Here is a 20,038-nt window from a genome sequence, read left to right as displayed (position 1 = left end):
AAAACAAAATGACATACATAAACACCTACAAAATTCTTCCCGCACTTTTATTGGGAATGATGATCACAGTGGCCACAAGCTGCAGCAAAGATAAAGATACTCAGGAGCCTGCTACCCTGGAAGGATTATGGAAAATTGAAAAGGAAATACGCCTCGTTGCCAGCGAGGACCCCGAGCAGGAGCAGGCAGAAGAAGAAATCAAGTATCCAAATGGCGAGAACAATGCCTACATTGAGTTTAATGGCAACGTATGGAAATACGCTGTCAAAAACTATACTGGCATAGTAGATGAACACTCCGGTTTATACGCTACTTCCAATGGCAGAAACATTGACCTGACTTACCAAACCGAAACTTACCCGGCTACATACACCATCGCCGGAAACAAAATAACCATTGATTTTGAATCTGGCCCTTTTAAGCAAATTGTTGCAACCAAAGAAGCTCCTGCCGAAGAACCCGGAAACAATGACGACGACGATGGTGATAGTGATGGTGATGATGACAATACAGCCACAGGTTGTGCAGCCCGCCATAAAATCAATCAACAGCTAGGTCTCGATATAAACCCAATGTTGATTGAAACAGGTGTTACCGTAAAGGAAAAACTCATTCAAACAACCACCGGTAACATGTTCCGATTCTATCTGCATGTTGAGAAAAACAAAACCTACCGCATCCGCATAAATGAAATTGTGGCTCCTGCAGATGTGAACAAGAACGTGTTCAATAAATACGCAACCATTACCATTTCAGAAAACTTCATTGCCGAAGGCGGTGTGGATGTGAGTGAAAAGAACTTTCCTACACCCAACAATCCGTTAACCTACATGGTAGTGCCCGATTCCGAATGTCTTTACATTCAGGTTCACAGCTACCTGAAAGATGTGGAAGTTACCATTACTGTTGACCAATTGTAAAACAAAGATAAATAAACAGATATGACAACATATAAAAATTGTTTGTGGTTAAAACTTTGGGCTGCAGTCGTATTACTGATGTTCATCACAGCCTGTTCAAAGGATGACAAAAATACCCCTTTTGCCCTCGAAGGTTATTGGCAAATTACTTCCATGGAATTTATAGAGGCCGAAGAGGAACAGGCAGAGATTGTAGAAGAAAAATCAGCCTCTGCCCAAGAGCCAACGCAGTATTTCCATTTTCAAAATGGCCAATTCACATATTTTTCATTGACAGGAACAAGTCTTGAGGGTATGCAGGTAATTGAAAAAGGATTCTTCGATTACAAAGGCAATGAGATAACTTTTACCATCGATGGAGATTCAGAGGCAGTAGTTGCTACCTGGCAACTGTCTGGCGACAATCTGGAAATTCTGGTTGAAGAATCTGATGGCATCACCAAATTTGAAGCTGTCAGAAGTGAAAACCCTATCACAGAGCCCGATGACGATGAAGAGCCCGGTGATGACGAGCCTGATCCGGACAAAATTGAAAACTTTGAAGAACTCCATGACAAAGCGGCGGAGGCAGGAAGCATGAAAAATCCAACCTCTATCCAAACAGGCAATGTGGTTGTTGGCAATGTGCCTGACGAGGATAAAGATGCCATCACCACTGAATATCATTACTATCTGAAGCTGGAGAAAGGAAAAACCTACAACGTGGAAGTCACTCTGAACAAATCATCTGACTTTTCCAACCTTGCTACTTTAATGCAATACTTGCAAATTTGGGTTTCTGATGTGCCTTTCTTCTTTCAAAAACAGAGCAACAAGCATCAATTCCGTATCGACTATAATAAAGAGGAAGACCAGCAAGGCGCTATGACCTTCACAACCAACACCGGATATTTGTATATCAACATGTTCCGTTACAAATCCGGTGAAACATCCTTCACACTAAAAGTAACCGAAACAAATCCATAAAACAAAAGTGCACTACTATTGGTACCAAGATATGGATAAACAAACATAATCAACAGACAAAATACTTAGTTTAAAGCCCCGTTGAGATTGCAAAAACAATCACAACGGGGCTTTTTAACTAAAAAATAATTTGACAAGGCCGGGAAAAATACTTTAACTTTCGCCTATTAAAATGAAATCTGTAAAATAGAACTGAATTTTATGCATTGCGCTAAAAGATAAAAACAATATAAGATGATTGTTTTTTGGGGATTTTGATTTGATGTTTTTGATTATAGAGTGTAAATTCACACATCATTGCTTTACAAAGTATTTTTCCCGATAAAAAACAATACTTTTTTATTGATAACAAACAAAGAGAAAACCCGGTTTCTAATGCAACAACACCCTATAAAATCTAATCTTATGAAAAGTATTTATCTGCTGACAATCATCTTGGCATTTTCCATAGCTGCCTGTAACAAAACCGCCAAAAAACCCACACCCCAGCCACAACCTGTGGTTGAAGAAACCATTCAGGAGGTGGATGAAGAACCGGAAGTATATGCCGAAGAGGTATTTGAAGAGCCCGTTTTTAAAACACCCTCCGGCAATGATAAGTACTTCCTTATTTCAGCCAGTTTTATGGAATATTCTAATGCTGAAAAACTTCAACAAGATTTGGCTCAAAAAGGCATGCGTTCAGAAATAATTCAAAGAGAACATGGTCCCAATCCAGATTTTTACAAAGTATCGTACATGTCATTTAACAATTGGGAACAAGCGGTGAGCGCACTCGAATCGGAACGAAATACGCCAGGCAAAGAAAGCGTTTGGCTATTGGTGAAACGGTAAGAAAAAGAACCCTACCAAAACCTAAAACCAGTTCTGTTCAAACCAATCAGAAATATCAAGCCCGTTGGAAACATGGAGCGTTTGAAATCCTAACCGACGGGCTGTTTCTATGTTATCGGCAAGGTCATCTACAAAGAGCGTCTCTTCTGCAACAATACCACTATGCACCACAACGGATAGAAATGCCGTTGTATCAGGCTTACGGCTACCTATCAGATGCGAGAAATACATCCTGTCAAACAACTGTGACAGGTGGTCGTAACCGGGAGCCATCCGTTCAAAGCGTTCCACGTGCAACGAATTGGTGTTGCTCAACACATACAGTTTGTGTTGCAACTTTAATCGCTCAATGGTCTTTACACGTCTTTCAGGTATTTCCACAAGCATCGAATTCCACGCATCAATCACATCGCTTTCGTTCACACCATTACCCGACAATCGTCTGATGGAAGCAACAAACTGCGAAGAACTAATCAGTCCGGTTTCATATCGAAGAAAAACCTCCTGCCCAAGCACATCACGCGGCGTTACGTTGCCCTCCATTCCAAAAAGTTTTGCCAGTGCATCTACCGTACGTTGCACATCAATGTCGATTACAACACCGCCCAAATCAAACAAAATATTCTTCACATTATCCATTTCATCTCCATTTTTTCGATTCAATACCAAAACAACTCACTGATGCTACATAGAATTAAACTTTTTCAGTTCCATTATGCACAAACCAATCCATCATTTAAAAAGCTTTCTATCTTAGAATTAGCAGGCACAAAGCTAAAAAATTGCGATTAAATTTTTCAATACCACCAACAATCTCGTCTCAGAATATTTGATTATTCTATTTTCTTTGTATTTTTGCATTCGCTAAAAAACAAAGATACAAATTTGTTAGCAGGGCCCATAGCTCAGTTGGTTAGTAGCACCTGACTCATAATCAGGGGGTCGCTGGTTCAAGCCCAGCTGGGCCCACAAAAAAAAGGATTTCGTCCCTGCCGGATGAAATCCTTTTTTATTTTCCAAACCTCTAATTAAACCCAGATGGACAACACATTCACAGCCATCGATTTTGAAACAGCACAGGGACACCGCTGGAGCATTTGCCAGGTTGGTCTTGTGCGTGTTGAGAATGGTATAATAGTAAAGGAAATTGATATGCTGGTGCAGCCTCCGGGAAACTACTATTGGGGAAAAATGGTTCAGGTGCACGGCATTACACCTGACAAAACTGCCGAAGCTCCCATTTTTGAAGATGTCTGGCACTTGATTGAACCCTACATTAAATATCAGACGGTGGTTGCCCATAATGGACTATCGTTCGATTTTCCGGTTCTAAAGAGCACTTTGCAATATTATGAACTTCAGGAGCCTGAATATGAGAAAAAGTGTACCTATCGCATATACCGCTCCAACCTTGCCGCGTTGTGCCACAGATTCAACATTGACCTAAATCACCATGATGCGCTAAGCGATGCACGTGCATGCGCCAAACTCTACCTCATGCATCTGGGACTTTAGAACAGCCACCAATCTATCGCTTACTTACACGTTGTGCCTTGGCCAGCGCCTCCTCAAAGTGGGAAAAGATATTCTCCTTTCCTACCAATGCCACAATGCCGTGACGACGCAACTCCGACAATACGGTTTCATTAACGCCTGAGAGTAAAACGCGTTTTCGTTTATGAATAAAGTGTCCGAGCATGGCATTGAAATTATGAATACCTGTTGCATCAATCATTGGTACATTTCGCATCCGGATGATTATGATGTCTGAATCATCCGCAATTTCATGCATCAGCTCTTTAAACTTATTGGCAACACCAAAAAACATAGGTCCCGAAATCTCGAATACGTCGGTATTTCTCGGAAGCTCCAAACCCACCATACCTGTATCATCCTTGTCGCCTGATGCATACGAAACAAGCGGCTTTACCTCTGCCACATCGGCCATACGTTTCATAAACAGTAACGCCGCAAGTACCATACCTACCTGAATGGCGATGGTTAAATCCACCACCACCGTTAGAATAAACGAGGTGAGTAACACAAGTACATCGTAACGCGACCCACGCAGAATGGTAACAAACGAGCGCCATTCACTCATATTGTATGCTACCACCATAAGTATTCCGGCTAGTACGGAAAGAGGTATGAGGGCTGCCCATTTTCCGGCAAAAAGCATAATTATAAGCAATACCAAAGCGTGTACAATTCCTGCAACAGGCGTTCTACCTCCGTTTTTCACATTGGTTGCCGTGCGTGCAATGGCGCCTGTGGCAGGAATGCCACCAAACAATCCGCTGCCCACGTTGGCTATTCCCTGCGCTATCAATTCAGTATTGCTTCTATGGCGTCCTCCAATCATACTATCCGATACCACAGCCGAAAGCAACGATTCAATGGAACCAAGCATCGCGATTGTGAAGGCCGGACCAATATGCTTTATAATTAAATCCATACTCACATCGGGAAAGGACGGCAAAGGAAGTCTAGAGGGTATCTCACCAAATCTACTGCCAATGGTTTCAGCATTCACGCCAAAAACTATAACAAGCACCACACCTATGAGCAAAGCGATAAGCGACCCCGGCACACGTGCAGTTATCCTGCTCCAAAACAGCGTAACCAAAACGCTCATTACGCCAATACCAAGCGCCACAGGATTGATGGTATCAAATGATACTATCAACATGTTTATTTTTCCGGCAAAATCTGCTGGCATTGGGCCGGTTTGTAGTCCAAAAAAATCCTTTATCTGAGATACAAAAATTAGAACTGCGATACCACTAGTAAATCCAACAGTGAGCGGATAGGGAATAAAGCGGATAATGACGCCTAAACGCAACAATCCAAAAACAATCATAATGAGACCTGCCATTATGGTGGAAATGATTAGACCATCAATTCCATAGTTGGCAATAATACCGGCAACAATTACAACAAATGCACCAGTAGGACCTCCAATTTGCACGCGGCTGCCACCCAATAGGGAAATCAATATCCCTGCTACGATGGCAGTAACCAAACCCTTCTCGGGACCAACACCTGATGCGATGGCGAAAGCAATGGCCAAAGGAAGTGCCACGATGCCCACAATGGTACCGGCCATAATATCTTTAGTAAATTGATGCCGCGTGTACCCCTCTTTTAAAGTCGTAATGAATTTTGGAAGAAACAGGTGTTCCATAACACATATCGGATTTAAATAAAGTACAAACTTAAAGTAAAAAGCGTATCGTTGTCATTAAAAAGCAGGAATATTGCATTTTTATTGTGAACTTTAAACGTAAGTGGGAAAAGGAAATACCATTGAGAGGGTTACGGAATCATCTTCTGAAAGGCAATCAGGGTAATCTTTGCCATTTGGGAATTTAAGCCGTAATTCATTCAGAACAGATTTGCTCGCACTTCAAGAAATAGATAACAGAAATGACGCTATGTAAAATCATACCAAAAAGGAGAAATCAACATTGGTTTGCAACAGACTGGTTATCTTGACAATGAAACCATTTCGGCCTGAAGCAACAATGATTGCAATGCCGTATGCATAAAAACCGGGTAAACAGATTTCCTGCAAAAAGAAAAAAGTCTATTTTTGTAACCGTCAACAAATAATTGCACGCGGTAATCTTCTAAATGTCAGAAGCAGGCGAATCATTGCCAAAAGGACTACCGCCAACACACAAGAACAATGAACTATTCTTTTTTCGACTTCCTGACCATGGTCGGTTCACTCGGGATGTTCCTGTTTGGAATGAAGATGATGAGTGAATCGCTTCAAAAAGTAGCCGGATCAAAAATGAGAAGCATCCTGTCAGCCATGACCTCCAACAGGTTTTTTGGCGTTTTGACAGGATTTTTTGTTACCACCGTGGTGCAATCATCCTCCGCAACTACTGTGATGGTTGTAGGTTTTGTAAACGCCGGTCTCATAACCCTTAAAGAATCTATAGGGGTTATTATGGGCGCCAACATAGGAACCACAGTTACAGGATGGGTTATTACACTCTTCGGGTTTAAAGTTGCCATCAGCGATTATTCGTTGCCAATGATTGCCATTGCCCTGCCGCTTATCTTTAGCAGAATAGGCAACCGACGCTCATGGGGCGAATTCCTGCTCGGGTTTGCTTTGCTCTTTTTGGGTCTCGATTTCCTCAAAAACTCAGTACCCAACATCAATGAGAACCCCGAAATCATGAGCTTTGTGGAGCGTTTTACCGGCCTTGGGTTCACCTCTACGCTCATTTTCCTGGGCATTGGCACCCTTTTAACCGTTATCATACAATCCTCTTCTGCAACAATGGCACTTACATTCGTAATGTGTAATCAGGGATGGATTGAGTTCCCGATGGCTGCGGCGATGGTTCTAGGCGAAAATATCGGTACCACTGTCACATCCAATATAGCAGCATCGGTAGGCAATCTGAGTGCCAAGCGTGCCGCACGCGTACACCTTATATTTAACTTGCTTGGTGTTATCTGGATGCTGGCTATATTCAACCAATTCACATATTGGATTGATCACTTTGTAACGCATCACAACGGTGTGTCACCCTCAGAGTCGCCTGCAGCAATTCCTACTGCCCTGGCCCTCTTCCACACCTCTTTCAACATTCTTAATGTACTCATTTTTATTTGGTTTACACCTCTGCTTCAAAAACTGGTGATAAAGATGATTCCACAGCGTGACAAAGATTCAGAAGAGGACTTCCGCCTGAAATTTATTACCACCGGCATGTTGAGCACTCCGGAACTGTCGCTTCTGCAAGCCAAAAAAGAGGTGCAGTTTTTTGCAAAACACACTTCAAAAATGTTTGGTTTCTTCAGAAAACTATTATACGAAACCAGTGATAAGAAATTCAACAAGCTCTACACCAAAATTCAGAAATACGAAGGCATTTGCGACAATGTGGAGGTGGAAATCACCAACTATCTGAGTCAGGTATCACAGCACAAAATAAGTGAACAAGGGCGCCGGCGCATGCGTTCGATGCTCAAACTTGTAGGTGATTTGGAGAGTGTAGGTGATTGTAATTTCAACCTTGCCCGCTCAGTTAACCGTATGCGCGAGAAAAAAATCACCTTTAGCGAAGAGGCCATGGAGAAACTGGAACTGATGTTCAATCTTGTGGAAGAGTCGTTAGAAATTATGCGCGACAACCTCAACGTGGATGAGCAGCATGTGATTCTCGACAAGGCTGTTCAAATTGAGGATCAGATCAACAATTACAGGAATCAGCTAAAGGCTGATCACCTCGACAATCTCTCGAAGAATGTCTACTCATACGAGGCCGGCATCCTTTTCAATGACATTTTCTCTGAGTGCGAGAAACTTGGAGACTATGCCATCAATGTTTCAGAAGCACTAAAAGAGGTATCATCAAAAAAATAGATTAAATTACCTCTGAAGAATCGATAGTCCACAAAGATTTAAATAAAGCAAATGCGGTGTATGAATCATGCACCGCATTTGCTTTATCTTGCTATTATATATAACCTTAATCCACTTTCTCCTTAACAAACCGGTTGCGAACACGCACCGCGATAATATACATCACAGGTGCCATTATCAGAGTGAGAAAGGTTGAAGTTGTAAGTCCAAAAATCACTGTGGTAGACATTGGCCCCCAGAATGCGGCATTGTCACCACCGAAATAGATACGTGGATTAAACTCCGAGAACAATCCGAAAAAATCGAAGTTGAGACCGATGGCCAATGGTATCAACCCTAAAATGGTGGTGATGGCTGTGAGCAACACCGGGCGAAGACGCGTCTTTCCGGCAGCAATAATGGCAGCTTTCTCATCTTCGCGTGATAAACGGCCATTCTCGGGCAGCCCAAGCAACTCTTTTTTCTCACGGCGCTTTAAATCGATATAGTCGATGAGCACGATGCCATTATTAACCACAATTCCTGCAAGTGATACAATGCCGACCCCAGTCATCAAAATTACAAACTCCATTCTGAAAGTACCGAGACCCATGAATACACCTATTGTACTTAGCACCACGGTAGCTAAAATAATAAGCGGTTTAATGGCTGAGTTAAACTGTGTGATGAGAATCATTGCGATGAGTGCAATGGCAATCATCAGCGCCTTTAGCAGAAACTCTGAAGTCTCCTGCTGGTTCTCCTGCTCACCGGTCATCTCCCACCTATAACCTGTGGGCATTTCATAGCTATCCATTACATCACGAATACGCTCATTAATTTTATTTGCATTGTACCCCTCAATCACGTTCGAATACAAAGTAATCATACGGGTGTTGTTCTTCCTTTTGATATTTTCGTATGTGGTATCGTACGTAAAGCGCGCCACCGATGACACCGGAATGTGATAGCTCTTTCCATCTTTTTCAACCTTTAGCTTCATGTTCATTAGTGATGCCACATTGTTACGGTGGCGATCTTCCAGCCGCAACACAATATCGAATTCATCTTCACCATCCTTGAACTTATCTACCCTGCTGCCATACAAAGCGGTACGCAGTGACCCTGCTACCATCTGTGTGGAAAGGCCAAGTCGCCGTACCATTTCCCTGTCGATATTCACGCGCATTTCCGGCTTGCTGATGTTTATGTCCATCTCCAGGTTTTCGATGCCTGGTATCTGAACCTCATCAATGTGTCGTTTCACATCTTCGGCAATTGCCACCAGCCTGTTAAAATCATCTCCCGCCAACTCCAGATTAATTGGTTTACCTACGGGCGGGCCATTTTCCTCTTTCTCTACGAAAAATTTAGCGCCGGTAAAAGCCTTCAAAGCTTCGGTTAATTGTTGCATCACCTTGGATGTGCTGATGCCATCGCGAAACTCATACTCCTCAAAAGTGATAATAAAGAGGGTTTTGTTGGGAGCTCTGCCGGGTTCAAAAAAATCGCCACGTGCATTGCCCACATTTACCCCTACCGAACTCACAATGTGCTTATAGGGCTCCAGTACGCCATACACAATCTCCTCGGCACGCTGAGCAGCCTCATCCGTTTTGTCGATGTCGGTTCCCAAAGGCAACTCCATGGTTATGTAAACCGTTTTAGGATCACTCTCAGGGAAAAATATCACATTGGGTACCGACGATGCAAAAAAGACGACTGAGAAAATAAACATTCCCACCATTCCCACCAACAACCAAACAGATGTACGTTTGCCCAAAGCGAGTTTCAGCGTTGCTTCGTAGCGGTTCTCGAGCCAGGGAAGCAGCCGGTTCTGGAACTTCCATGCTGCCGGTTTAAGCAGAAACACATTTAACAAACTCAGCAACAACGGCAACTGTAGGATGTTCCCTACGAGAATATTGCCAACAATGTAAAAAATGATGCCAATAACAGATATCAGACCGGTGATTAAAAAAAGTTGTTTGTGATTCACCTTCTTGCCGGGATCTTCTATGGCCATGAACCTTGCCGCAAAAACCGGATTTAGTACCAATGCTACAAAAAGCGACGACGACAGCACAATGATCAATGTGATGGGTAGATATTTCATAAACTCTCCCACAATTCCGGGCCAGAACAATAACGGGAAAAATGCTGCCAACGTGGTTGCAGTGGACGAGATAATGGGAATGGCAATTTCACTCACACCCTTCTTTATCGCTTCCATACGTGAGTAGCCCTCCTCAAAAAGTCGGTACGAGTTCTCAACCACCACTATGGCATTATCCACTAGCATTCCCAGCGCAAGCAACAAGCTAAAGAGAACCATGGTATTGATAGTATATCCAATCTCTCCCAGTATCAGGAAAGAGATAAACATTGACATTGGGATTGCAATTCCGGAAAACAAGGCGTTTCTGATACCCATAAAAAGATACAACACCAGCATCACCAGAATCATTCCTAAAATAATTGAGTTCTCGAGATTACTTATCTGATCGCGGATATATACCGACTGGTCGTCGGTGATGGTCACTGTAAGGTCAGGAGGCAGCATGTTGCTCTTTTGCCGCGCTTCAATAATCTTAAAAATCTTTTCGGTAGCGTCCAGAAGGTTCTCTCCGCTTTTCTTCACAATACTCAAAGTAACCACTGGCTGATGGTTAAGCCTCGAAATGGAGCTTTTCTCCTCAAAACCATCAATAATCTCGGCCACATCGCGCAGATAAACGATTTTATCGTTCTCAAATTTTACGATGGTTGACCCCAATTCCTCAATGGTGCGATAGTTGGCTTCCGTACGTACCGATCGACGGGTGCCATCCACTAAAATCTCGCCAGCTCCAATGGTGACATTTTCGCTCATCACAGCCTGCTCAATATCAAAAAAGGTGAGGTTAAAAGCCTCCAACTTTAGCGGATCGGCATGAATCTTTATCTCCCGCTCATCAACTCCACGTATATCTGCCTCTCGTACCTCACGCAACGATTCAAACTCTTCCTGCAAATCCTCGGCAAACTTCTTAAGCTCTATCAGGCTGTAATCACCCGAAAGGTTAATATTTATCACCGGAAACTCAGAAAAATCAATATCCTCCACGATGGGATCCGTATCCAAATCGTCGGGCAGATCATTTTTAGATTTATCCACCTGATCCTTTACATCCTGCAAGGCAATCTTTACATCTACATCGGCATCAAACTCAACCACGATAAGGCTCATGTCCTGAAAAGAAGCCGAAGACAACCTTTTAACACCGTTCAACCCTTTAAGTTGCTTCTCTATTGGGCGGGTAATGAGGTTCTCAATATCGGGAGGACTATTTCCGGGATATGGTGTGCTTACCATAATGTAAGGGATGACTATCTCGGGAAACAACTCCCGTTGCAAACCTCTATAGGTCATTATTCCGCCCAGCAATAAAAAGAAAGTCAATATATAAATTGTATTCTTATTGGCGAGTGCCCAAAAAGTAGGCTTAAACTGTCTGTGACTGATATCTCCGTCTTTAATATGCTCCATTTGGCTAGAATGTTATAAATGGAAAATGAATAGAAAAAATACAACCTCTCCCGGCGGGCTTAAAGCAATACAAGCCCGTAAGTTAATAAGGAGAGATGATGTCTGGGATTAAATATTAAACGCCAGCACGTTATCGCACTATTTTAGTTTAGCCCGGTATGATTCAAAACGGTACCATCTACCACCTGACCATAACCCAGAGTGATAATGCCATCACCTGAATTTAACCCCGAATAGACTACCGTATTGTTATTGTCGTTTAATCCACGCTCGATATAACGTTTGCGGGCCACAGTGCGGCCATTGTTCTCCTCGGCAACAAAAAGAAAGTCACCAACAAAATCACGTTTTATCAGTATGGAAGGTACAACCACTGCTTCCTGGTTCTGGTAAGTCCTTAGTTTGAGGACAGCCATCAGGTTGGGTCGAATTTGGTTGCGTGAGTTGTCCAGTTCAATCCGGATTCTGAAAGTACGACTGTCAGGGTCAAGCACCGATGACGTGCGGGCAATGATGGCGTTACGTGTTAAATCCAGAACCGGAAAATAGACTTGAATTGAATCGCCGTGGCGCACCTGATTGAGATAAACCTCAGAAACATCTGCGGTAATATAGACCTTATCGAGGTTTACGATACGTGCAAAAGGAGTTGCGGGGCCGGCCATCTCACCACGTTTCTGAATTAAGTCGTCCACCACACCTGTTACCGGTGAGGTGATTACTGCCATGGCACGTTGCGCTTTAAGCCCTTCCAGCCTGCGCTCCAGTGACTCCTTGTTTGATTTGGCTTGAAGATATTGCACCTCACTGCCAATATTTTGTTTCCACAACATCTCCTGACGCTCAAAAAGTGTGTTGGCCAACTCCAGATTCACCTCCAATTCCTGTACAGAACGATCCAGAGCATCGGTATTTAGCCGTGCAAGCACCTGACCTTTAGTAACCCTGTCGCCCTCCTTAACCAGAATCTCAACAATATTACCGGCAGACTCAGGACTCACCAGCAAATTCTGGTCAGATTGTACCCGTCCCATTACATCAACAAAATGTTCAAAGTTGGTTTTCACCACCGGAGTAATCTCCACATTCACCGTTGATTTATCGTCAACAATATTTAGTTCACGCTCTAGTTGAGCTATCTTCTTCCGTAGATCTTCCATCTGAACCTTGTATTCAGCCAGTTGATCAGCTTTCTCCCAGTTTTCGTCTGCCACACGCGAACCACAAGCCGACAGAAAGAGGTAACCGGAAATCATTGGCCAAAGAATCAATTTACTTTTCATTATTATAATCACATTAATGGTCTCACATAAAATATAAAACAAACTTTTCCGGTGCTATAGCTGACCGGTAGCTTTTAATAGTGCAATATGGGCATTCATTAGGTTAACGGCGGACTGCACATATCCAAGATGCGCCTGAATATACTGGCTCTGCTGCTGTGTGTACTCAGAACTGGAAGCGATGCCATGGCTAAACTTCACCCTGGTTTTCTCAAGAATATCGAGTGCCAGCTTACGATTCTCGATGCTATACAGATAGTTGTCGTAACTGCTTCGCATATCGGCCTGCGCGGTTAAAAAGCGGTTGTAGAGGTCGTGCAGCACCATTTCGCGCTCGTTCTGGCTCTTCTGATAACTTAACTTCTGCTGCTGAACGCGTGCATATCGCATTCCCGAGGAGAAAATTGGCACACTAACCTTTAAACCAACCATCTGGGCTTTATGCCATTTTTCATCAAAAAGATTCCAGTCATCAGCAAATCCCATCTTTTGATAGTTGTAAAATGCACTGATCTTCGGAAGGTATTGTACACGCTCGTTCTTAAGATACAGCCGTTGGCTCTCCTCATTGCTCATGGCCAGTTGATAATCCACATGCGTATCGGGCACCAGAATCTCCATTGGCATGCCTCCGGCTATGATACGTCCCGATAGATATGTAAGCGAATCGGAAAGTTCAATTTCGTCGGTTGGATTAAGTCCCATCGAAAAGCGCAACACAGCCAGCGCCACCTCTTCGTTGCGGCTCACCTCCATCAACCTTTTGCGGGAGTCGTTCACCAACAGTTCCATTTGCGATACGTCCATCGACTCTACAAAACCGCTGGAAAACTGCGCACGCGTTTCGCGCAAAATCTCCTCATTTACTTTAAGCAGCTCGGTGAAAGCATTACGGTTTTCTCTTGCACTCAGGGCGATGAAATACGCCTGCGCTACCCCGTTGCGTATTTCCACTTCGGTTTTGCGTTGCTGTTGCTCGGTAAGCTCAAGAAAAACCCGCGTGGCCTGAATACCAACAAAATAGGAGCCATCAAATATCAGCTGAGAAACACCCACCGCAAAATTGGCATCATAAGAGGTACCAAAAGCAACAGGTATTTTATCGCCCGGCTGAGCTCCGGATGGCCAGTTCTCCTCAGGAAAAAACTCAATTGGCAAAAGACTTTTTGCTAAGTCGAGGGAGTGGTTATACTGTGATGAAAAATCAACTTGCGGCAATCCGGTGGCTATCGTCTCCCATATTTTCTTTTTGGCAGATGCCACATCATAATCTGAACTGATTTTTTGATATGCATTTTCTGATGCATGATCCAGAGCCTCCTGCAAAGTATAGGACTTAACCTGCACTTGGGCATCAATCCGGATTAGGAAAAAGGAAAATACTACCAACACTTGTAATCGCCTACTAATAAATAAACACATACTTCTCTTCTTCATTAGCTTAATAATTCACGAATTAAAACTCCAGCAATGCTGGTATGGGTGGTCAAGTCTACTCCAAACCCAAAACAGATGGTATATGAGAATGTTCCCTGCAGACTCAATTCAAGGCCAAAATTATTCCATCCTATAAATGCCTACAAACAAATTTCGATGAGTAGTTGATTTTTGCCGCTCAATAGCGAAACTGCGTTTGAAGCATTTAAACCCTTTAATACAGATAGTTTGTGAGTATGCGAAAGGAGCAACCGCCCATTAAACAACTACTCCCCAATAGTCAATGCCAAAGCAACCAATTGAATGAAACACGCTTAAAACCCAATCCATCATCAACACCACATTCCATTGCTGCTTTATGACACAAAAATTTCAAAATGGTTGCATCCGGATAAAAAATGTGACAATTTATTTGAAACTTCTATCTATGGCGGCTTCCAGAGTTAAATCCACTCTGATAAAACTTATTTATTTGCACCAAATTACTTATGGAGATCTAACACATCCTGTTAACCCAATTATAGGCCTACTGATTTCATAATTTATTGCTTTAAATTAATAACGTTTTTGTAACACTGAGATATAAATCGCTTGGAGATAAGGTTATACACAACTTATCACCGAACAATATTTGATGCGTAAAACAGCGCCTTAAATTTCTGTTATTCTTTGTTTTACAACTATTTAATCCGCGATTAAATCTAGAAATATTCAACGATGCCTATTCTACGAAATCAAGCTTGTTGGGAAAGCATGAAAACAGTTATACCCTCACAATTGGGTATAACTGTTTTCATGGTAGCTCAATATTGCAATGATGGTTGTCACTAAAAACTGAATATCAGTGTAAAATATAATTACCCGAAAATATTTTTTTGGTAAATTGCTGAAAATTACCCGACCAATGATGCGCTTGCTAATCTTGATAGTTGTGTTAATGCTGGAGTTTACCGGCGGTGGCGATGTTCACGCCCAGTTTCTTCGTCTCCGAAAACGAAGTCAGGCAGAGCGCGCCACACGCGATTTAGAGAAAAGACAAAAGGAAGTGTCTCAGGGCAATATGTTTAACCCCCTTCAGCCAATGGGAGCGAGGGAAAATTTTCAGCGCGATGACCATATCTGGTCTGCGGAGACGGCCTACATCACCACTGTGAATGCCGGCAACGTGAGCATTACCACACCTTCACGACTTGGCATACACCGAAACAACGAGTTACAATCGCTACTTGGAGCAGCTTTCTGGGTTCCAAACCTGATGCTTAAGCACAGAATCCGTTCTGACAATTGGTGGGTCGCAAGTCGTCACGGCATTTACTCATCCACGCCAGGATTAGAATGGGCGAAACAAAAAAGATATCAATCCATTGCCGACTCGTTGGTGAAGGTGCCGCACATATTTACTGTTCGCAACGAGCTAATCATCAGTAAACCATGGGACTATGACTACACCTGTGTGAATCAGCAGCCCTACCTGATATTAACCGCAGCACTGGCACTGGATTATGGCTTCCCGCTTGGATCCAACGATTTGATTGACATTGATGAGCATTTGGGAGGTAGCAGAAACCCCGCATTAACCGGCAAAGGCGTGTTGGTGAACGCACGGATACGCGTAGATGCACAACTTACTTATCGCACATTTATTGAAGGTGGGGTAAAATTCTTCTTCCACAATTTTGAGACTCTTAACGCTGTTGAACACCATGGCGCACTAAACTATTTTCTAAACCACAATACCTCCATCTCGCCCGGCTACATCCTTTCATTTGCCAACTATGGTTCTTCTAAAGTAAAGATTTTCCCATCAATTGATTTAACCTGGTACTTCGGAGAGAAGCCCAGACGCCCACGCGGATTGTTTGAACAGCAAATGTTCTAATACTATTTTGTTTGTCGATGTCTGCGGCCTTGTTGCATTCCCTCTCCGCGGCCATATCCTGCTCCACGACCCCGTCCAGCACTTGTTTCAAGTCGTGTAAATAATCTCGAGAGTCGCGCTTGCTGCTCTTCATTGCATACATCGCGTAAAGCCAAAAAATGCTGAATGGTTAAAAGCTTGATTTGACTTTGAACTTTCCCAATAGAATCGGCATATACATGAAGCATTGCTGTATCCGGATTTATAACTGACAACTCCTCAATAATAGCTCTTTCAAGTATCCTTAAATCGCCATTGAAATGGCGAATATTCTCTCTGTAGGTGGTTTCGAGCTGACGAAAAGCTTCTGCCTGACTATCATCCAATTCGAGCTCATCAACCATGTGACGAAAACCTCGCCCCGGAGTAGCATCAACCACATCAGAGACAACTACATCCTCATCCGTTGCGGGCTTAATCAGCCGATATCCCCAAACACCTGTTATAAAAGCAAGTAAAATAAGGAGTAAGAAACCTATCGTTTTATTCTTCATAAAAGTCATTATTTAACCAACCCGATTCGATTGACATGCGGTCTGTATAAAAATAATCGATATAAACAGCTTGTTTTCCATCGTCATGATTGAAACCATCTACCCACCAGCCACCAAATAGACCAGCCACTAAAGCAAACCAGACCAAGGCCACCCTTGCCAGTGCCACACCTTGCAACCAACCATGTGCACCTTGGGCACGCTTGCCAACATTTGCCATAATGCGTGTGTGAATAAAAGGCGATACCTGTGCCGATTTTTCATCAGCAATCACTTCACCGGCAAACGCCCAAGCATTATAAAGCATTCGGCATGAGGAGCATGCTTGCAGGTGAGCCAAAAGCGTTTCTTTGGAAATAACTCCTTCGGTTAAACCGGCTATTGCTTGTTCGTATTGCTTACACTCCATATCTCAGGATTTAACGATTTCTTTAGTTCGGTCTTCATTCTACTCCTGGCTCTAAACAACAAACTTTCGGTTGCTTTTAACGACAATCGCAAAACACTCGCCATCTCACTGTTGCTCATGTCCTGATAATGATTTAATATAAAGGCCTTTCGCTGCATCGCCGGAAGCTTGTCCACACATTTTCGAATCAACTGCCGCTGCTCTTCCCGAATGATACCACTGTCGGCACTTGAATCATTGGTGAGTTGTAACTCTGGCCGTTGTCCATCCTCAGAAAAGCGATAAAAAAAACGCTTCAACTTAAGTTTGCGCGAATGGTTGAGTGCCATATTTAGTGTGATGCGATAAAGCCAGGTTGAGAAACTCGCCTCACCTCTAAAATCACCTAACTTTTCAAAGACCTTAACAAACACTTCTTGCGTAAGATCAGCAGCTTCATCCGTATCATGCAAAAATCCCATACATGATTGAAATACCCTTTGACTGTACTTCTCAACCAGAGCAGAAAAGGACTCCTTATCACCAGCCCTAATTCTTGCAACAATTTCGAGATCGTCAGACGATGGATGTTTCATTGGCAAAACATTGTAAAAACCTTATGCAATAGGGGCAAAACCCAACATTTGATATCGATAGAGTTGTCTGAAAGCGAATGAGCCTCATATCATCCAAATATTTCAGGCAACTCCATCAAGATATTTATTTCTGGGGATTGGGACAATTCTGTCCGGTGCCATTTCGCAATTGCTGGCGGTCACCTCGTCCCCTACCCTGTCCGGTACCATCTCGCATCTCTTGTTTCTGGCCGCGTCCATCACGCAAACCTTTTTGCATACCGCGTCTGACTCCATCATCTCGCTTAACGCCTTCGCCCTGCCCCTCTCTTAATCCTTTACCGGGACGGGTACCATCGTACCGGTCGCACACGCCATCTCCATCGGCATCAACAAACCCACTGCGCACATTCTCAGTTGTAGTTGCCTTAGTTGCTTCTTTCTCTTGTGCTTCTGCAATTACGGTTCCCATAAAAAGAAAACCTGCAACTGTCATCATTGATAAAACGAACTTTTTCATTGCCTTTATATTTTTGGTTGTATTCTTTGGACACAACCAATCTTAAAAACATTCGCAGGCTAGCCATTTTTTATTGAAATTTTCGCAGATAACGTAAAAATGCCTGTATCGCACTTTAACAATGAACTTCAATGGCAATAACCCAAAGAAAACAGACCTACTATACCTTAATTTTGCTACAAAAAAATAGTTTCTTGTCGTTCTATTTGTTTTTCACGATGAAATAGCCATATTTGCAATTACAGACATTAAAGATATGATAAACCGTCAAAACATTCATCACCTGATGCATTGCTCAGCCACAATGGCCTTAGCAATAGTTTTGACTATGTCATCAGCTTCTTTCTCCACGATGCGAATGTCCATGCGCCGCTAACGGCCTGTCGCATCCTGTCTGATCTTTATTATTCCATTTAGTTTTTGTTACTGTCAGATTCCGATGCGACCCGCATTGTTGAGCTATTTCTGTTTATTAAAAATGAATAATATAACCTGACAAAAGACTAAAAACATGTCACAGCTACATTTTGAAACATTGCAATTGCATGCCGGACAGGAGGTTGATCCTGTAACCCTTTCGCGTGCCGTACCAATTTATCAAACCTCATCCTATCTGTTTAAAGATGCCGAACATGCTGCCAATCTTTTTGGGCTGAAGGAGTTTGGTAACATCTATACACGAATACAAAACCCAACCACCGATGTGTTTGAGAAACGCATGGCTGCGCTCGAAGGTGGTGTGGCTGCTCTGGCAGTCTCTTCCGGTCAGGCAGCACAGTTCATTGCATTAAGTAACATCCTTGAAACAGGAGATAATTTCGTGAGTACCTCATACTTATATGGTGGCTCCTACAATCAATTCAAAGTTCAGTTTAAACGACTCGGCATACAGGTGAAGTTTGTTCAAAGCAACAACCCCGACGACTTCGAGGCTGCCATCGATGAAAAAACCAAGGCGCTCTACGTAGAGACCATCGGAAATCCAAAATTCAATATACCCGATTTTGAAAAGCTTGCAGAGGTGGCTCAACGCAACGGCATTCCGCTAATTGTTGACAACACATTTGGCGGTGGCGGTTATCTTTTCCGACCGATAGAGCACGGTGCGAACATTGTGGTTGAGTCAGCCACCAAATGGATTGGCGGGCATGGCACCAGTATTGGTGGTGTAATTGTGGATGGAGGCAATTTCAACTGGGGCAACGGTAAATTCCCAATGTTCACCGAACCATCAGAAGGATACCACGGGATGAAATTCTGGGATGTGTTTGGAGCTGGCAGTGCATTCGGCAACATCGCTTTCATCATCCGCGCACGCGTGGAAGGTTTGCGTGACTATGGCCCTGCGCTTAGCCCATTCAACGCTTTCCTGCTTATTCAGGGGCTCGAGACACTTTCGCTGCGTATGGAACGACATGTAACCAATGCCATGGAGATGGCGCAATGGCTGGAAAATCATCCGCAAGTGGAATATGTGAATTACCCTGGACTAAAAAGCAGCCCCTACCATGAAGCAGCAAAAAAATACCTGAAGAAAGGCTTTGGCGGCATGCTCACCTTTAAAATCAATGGTGACGCCGATTTGTTCATCAACAACCTAAAATTGGTAAGCCATCTGGCCAATGTGGGCGATGCCAAAACGCTCATCATTCATCCGGCCTCAACCACGCATGAACAACTTACCATCGATGAACAAAAAGCAGCCGGCGTGGAGCGGGGACTTCTGAGGGTTTCAGTAGGAATAGAACATATTGACGATATTAAAGCTGATTTTATCCAGGCTTTTGAAAAACTAAAATAGCATCC

16 protein-coding genes and 1 tRNA gene are annotated in these 20,038 nt (G+C 43.2%); 8 read left to right on the top strand and 9 right to left on the bottom strand.

The window, feature by feature from the left end; translation table 11 throughout:
* Nucleotides 1-8: 8 nt before the first annotated feature.
* The 3 genes from ALKIM_RS0109200 to ALKIM_RS0109190 all read left to right on the top strand — a co-directional run bounded on the left by ALKIM_RS0109200 (nt 9) and on the right by ALKIM_RS0109190 (nt 2,720).
* Nucleotides 9-920 carry a hypothetical protein gene (locus ALKIM_RS0109200; protein WP_026474377.1) on the top strand — a complete coding sequence of 304 codons (912 nt, stop codon included), beginning with the start codon at nt 9-11 and terminating at the stop codon, nt 918-920.
* 21 nt (nt 921-941) lie between these two features.
* Nucleotides 942-1,886: a lipocalin family protein gene (locus tag ALKIM_RS0109195; protein WP_044117853.1), complete on the top strand. Its 945-nt coding sequence runs from the start codon at nt 942-944 to the stop codon at nt 1,884-1,886.
* A gap of 405 nt (nt 1,887-2,291) precedes the next feature.
* A complete protein-coding gene (locus ALKIM_RS0109190) occupies nt 2,292-2,720 on the top strand; it encodes an SPOR domain-containing protein (RefSeq protein WP_026474375.1) in 429 nt (142 codons plus the stop codon).
* A 21-nt stretch (nt 2,721-2,741) separates the two neighbouring features.
* Here ALKIM_RS0109190 and ALKIM_RS0109185 read toward each other — a convergent pair whose 3' ends face one another.
* The gene (locus ALKIM_RS0109185; RefSeq protein ID WP_044117852.1) at nt 2,742-3,359 is read right to left on the bottom strand and encodes an HAD family hydrolase; all 618 of its coding nucleotides are present in this window, start codon (nt 3,357-3,359) and stop codon (nt 2,742-2,744) included.
* Between the two features lie 255 nt (nt 3,360-3,614).
* Here ALKIM_RS0109185 and ALKIM_RS0109180 point away from each other — a divergent pair.
* Nucleotides 3,615-3,689 (top strand) — tRNA-Ile (locus ALKIM_RS0109180).
* 69 nt (nt 3,690-3,758) lie between these two features.
* On the top strand, nt 3,759-4,235 hold the full coding sequence (locus ALKIM_RS0109175; RefSeq protein ID WP_026474373.1) for a 3'-5' exonuclease: 477 nt from the start codon (nt 3,759-3,761) through the stop codon (nt 4,233-4,235).
* Between the two features lie 13 nt (nt 4,236-4,248).
* On the opposite strand, the gene ALKIM_RS0109170 is transcribed toward ALKIM_RS0109175, so the two are convergent.
* Nucleotides 4,249-5,904: a SulP family inorganic anion transporter gene (locus ALKIM_RS0109170; protein ID WP_026474372.1), complete on the bottom strand. Its 1,656-nt coding sequence runs from the start codon at nt 5,902-5,904 to the stop codon at nt 4,249-4,251.
* A gap of 504 nt (nt 5,905-6,408) precedes the next feature.
* Between ALKIM_RS0109170 and ALKIM_RS0109160 the strand changes: the two genes are divergently transcribed.
* Nucleotides 6,409-8,109 (top strand): Na/Pi cotransporter family protein, encoded by a 1,701-nt coding sequence (locus ALKIM_RS0109160; protein WP_026474371.1) that lies wholly within the window; start codon nt 6,409-6,411, stop codon nt 8,107-8,109.
* Between the two features lie 106 nt (nt 8,110-8,215).
* Here the strand turns inward: ALKIM_RS0109160 and ALKIM_RS0109155 are convergent, their stop codons facing one another.
* From ALKIM_RS0109155 to ALKIM_RS18145, 3 genes are all read right to left on the bottom strand, one after another.
* Nucleotides 8,216-11,617, bottom strand: a complete 3,402-nt coding sequence (locus ALKIM_RS0109155; protein ID WP_026474370.1) for an efflux RND transporter permease subunit — start codon at nt 11,615-11,617, stop codon at nt 8,216-8,218.
* A gap of 143 nt (nt 11,618-11,760) precedes the next feature.
* Nucleotides 11,761-12,900, bottom strand: coding sequence for an efflux RND transporter periplasmic adaptor subunit (locus ALKIM_RS0109150; protein WP_084555851.1), 1,140 nt, complete (start codon nt 12,898-12,900; stop codon nt 11,761-11,763).
* Nucleotides 12,901-12,954: 54 nt separating this feature from the next.
* Entirely contained in the window at nt 12,955-14,337 is a 1,383-nt protein-coding gene (locus ALKIM_RS18145) for a TolC family protein (RefSeq protein ID WP_084555850.1), read from the bottom strand.
* Nucleotides 14,338-15,241: 904 nt separating this feature from the next.
* Between ALKIM_RS18145 and ALKIM_RS0109140 the strand changes: the two genes are divergently transcribed.
* Nucleotides 15,242-16,216 (top strand): hypothetical protein, encoded by a 975-nt coding sequence (locus ALKIM_RS0109140; protein WP_026474368.1) that lies wholly within the window; start codon nt 15,242-15,244, stop codon nt 16,214-16,216.
* Nucleotides 16,217-16,218: 2 nt separating this feature from the next.
* Here the strand turns inward: ALKIM_RS0109140 and ALKIM_RS0109135 are convergent, their stop codons facing one another.
* The 4 genes from ALKIM_RS0109135 to ALKIM_RS18135 form a co-directional block, all read right to left on the bottom strand.
* A complete protein-coding gene (locus tag ALKIM_RS0109135; protein ID WP_026474367.1) occupies nt 16,219-16,749 on the bottom strand; it encodes a Spy/CpxP family protein refolding chaperone in 531 nt (176 codons plus the stop codon).
* Nucleotides 16,739-17,158, bottom strand: a complete 420-nt coding sequence (locus ALKIM_RS0109130; RefSeq protein WP_026474366.1) for a hypothetical protein — start codon at nt 17,156-17,158, stop codon at nt 16,739-16,741. Before ALKIM_RS0109130 ends, ALKIM_RS0109135 begins: the two co-directional genes overlap by 11 nt.
* Complete coding sequence (locus tag ALKIM_RS18140) at nt 17,128-17,733, bottom strand: RNA polymerase sigma factor (RefSeq protein ID WP_044117849.1); 606 nt, start codon at nt 17,731-17,733, stop codon at nt 17,128-17,130. Before ALKIM_RS18140 ends, ALKIM_RS0109130 begins: the two co-directional genes overlap by 31 nt.
* 124 nt (nt 17,734-17,857) lie before the next feature.
* Nucleotides 17,858-18,232 (bottom strand): hypothetical protein, encoded by a 375-nt coding sequence (locus tag ALKIM_RS18135; protein WP_044117848.1) that lies wholly within the window; start codon nt 18,230-18,232, stop codon nt 17,858-17,860.
* A 511-nt stretch (nt 18,233-18,743) separates the two neighbouring features.
* On the opposite strand from ALKIM_RS18135, the gene ALKIM_RS0109115 reads away from it, so the two are divergent.
* Nucleotides 18,744-20,033 carry an O-acetylhomoserine aminocarboxypropyltransferase/cysteine synthase family protein gene (locus tag ALKIM_RS0109115; RefSeq protein ID WP_026474365.1) on the top strand — a complete coding sequence of 430 codons (1,290 nt, stop codon included), beginning with the start codon at nt 18,744-18,746 and terminating at the stop codon, nt 20,031-20,033.
* The last annotated feature ends 5 nt before the right edge of the window (nt 20,034-20,038 follow it).

It is taken from the genome of Alkaliflexus imshenetskii DSM 15055 (assembly GCF_000517065.1).
GTDB lineage: Bacteria > Bacteroidota > Bacteroidia > Bacteroidales > Marinilabiliaceae > Alkaliflexus > Alkaliflexus imshenetskii.
The sequence above is the reverse complement of the archived record's forward strand: the minus strand, read 5'-3'. Positions and strand labels throughout refer to the sequence as shown.

Excerpts from the sequence above, each read along its gene's own strand:
- ALKIM_RS0109135 (WP_026474367.1), bottom strand. The coding sequence starts at position 16,749 with ATGAAGAATAAAACGATAGGTTTCTTACTCCTTATTTTACTTGCTTTT.
- ALKIM_RS0109200 (WP_026474377.1), top strand. The coding sequence starts at position 9 with ATGACATACATAAACACCTACAAAATTCTTCCCGCACTTTTATTGGGA.
- ALKIM_RS0109140 (WP_026474368.1), top strand. The coding sequence starts at position 15,242 with ATGATGCGCTTGCTAATCTTGATAGTTGTGTTAATGCTGGAGTTTACC.
- ALKIM_RS0109130 (WP_026474366.1), bottom strand. The coding sequence starts at position 17,158 with ATGGAGTGTAAGCAATACGAACAAGCAATAGCCGGTTTAACCGAAGGA.
- ALKIM_RS0109155 (WP_026474370.1), bottom strand. The coding sequence starts at position 11,617 with ATGGAGCATATTAAAGACGGAGATATCAGTCACAGACAGTTTAAGCCT.
- ALKIM_RS0109175 (WP_026474373.1), top strand. The coding sequence starts at position 3,759 with ATGGACAACACATTCACAGCCATCGATTTTGAAACAGCACAGGGACAC.
- ALKIM_RS0109160 (WP_026474371.1), top strand. The coding sequence starts at position 6,409 with ATGAACTATTCTTTTTTCGACTTCCTGACCATGGTCGGTTCACTCGGG.
- ALKIM_RS0109195 (WP_044117853.1), top strand. The coding sequence starts at position 942 with ATGACAACATATAAAAATTGTTTGTGGTTAAAACTTTGGGCTGCAGTC.
- ALKIM_RS0109150 (WP_084555851.1), bottom strand. The coding sequence starts at position 12,900 with ATGAAAAGTAAATTGATTCTTTGGCCAATGATTTCCGGTTACCTCTTT.
- ALKIM_RS0109190 (WP_026474375.1), top strand. The coding sequence starts at position 2,292 with ATGAAAAGTATTTATCTGCTGACAATCATCTTGGCATTTTCCATAGCT.
- ALKIM_RS18135 (WP_044117848.1), bottom strand. The coding sequence starts at position 18,232 with ATGAAAAAGTTCGTTTTATCAATGATGACAGTTGCAGGTTTTCTTTTT.
- ALKIM_RS18145 (WP_084555850.1), bottom strand. The coding sequence starts at position 14,337 with ATGAAGAAGAGAAGTATGTGTTTATTTATTAGTAGGCGATTACAAGTG.
- ALKIM_RS0109170 (WP_026474372.1), bottom strand. The coding sequence starts at position 5,904 with ATGGAACACCTGTTTCTTCCAAAATTCATTACGACTTTAAAAGAGGGG.
- ALKIM_RS0109185 (WP_044117852.1), bottom strand. The coding sequence starts at position 3,359 with ATGGATAATGTGAAGAATATTTTGTTTGATTTGGGCGGTGTTGTAATC.
- ALKIM_RS18140 (WP_044117849.1), bottom strand. The coding sequence starts at position 17,733 with ATGAAACATCCATCGTCTGACGATCTCGAAATTGTTGCAAGAATTAGG.
- ALKIM_RS0109115 (WP_026474365.1), top strand. The coding sequence starts at position 18,744 with ATGTCACAGCTACATTTTGAAACATTGCAATTGCATGCCGGACAGGAG.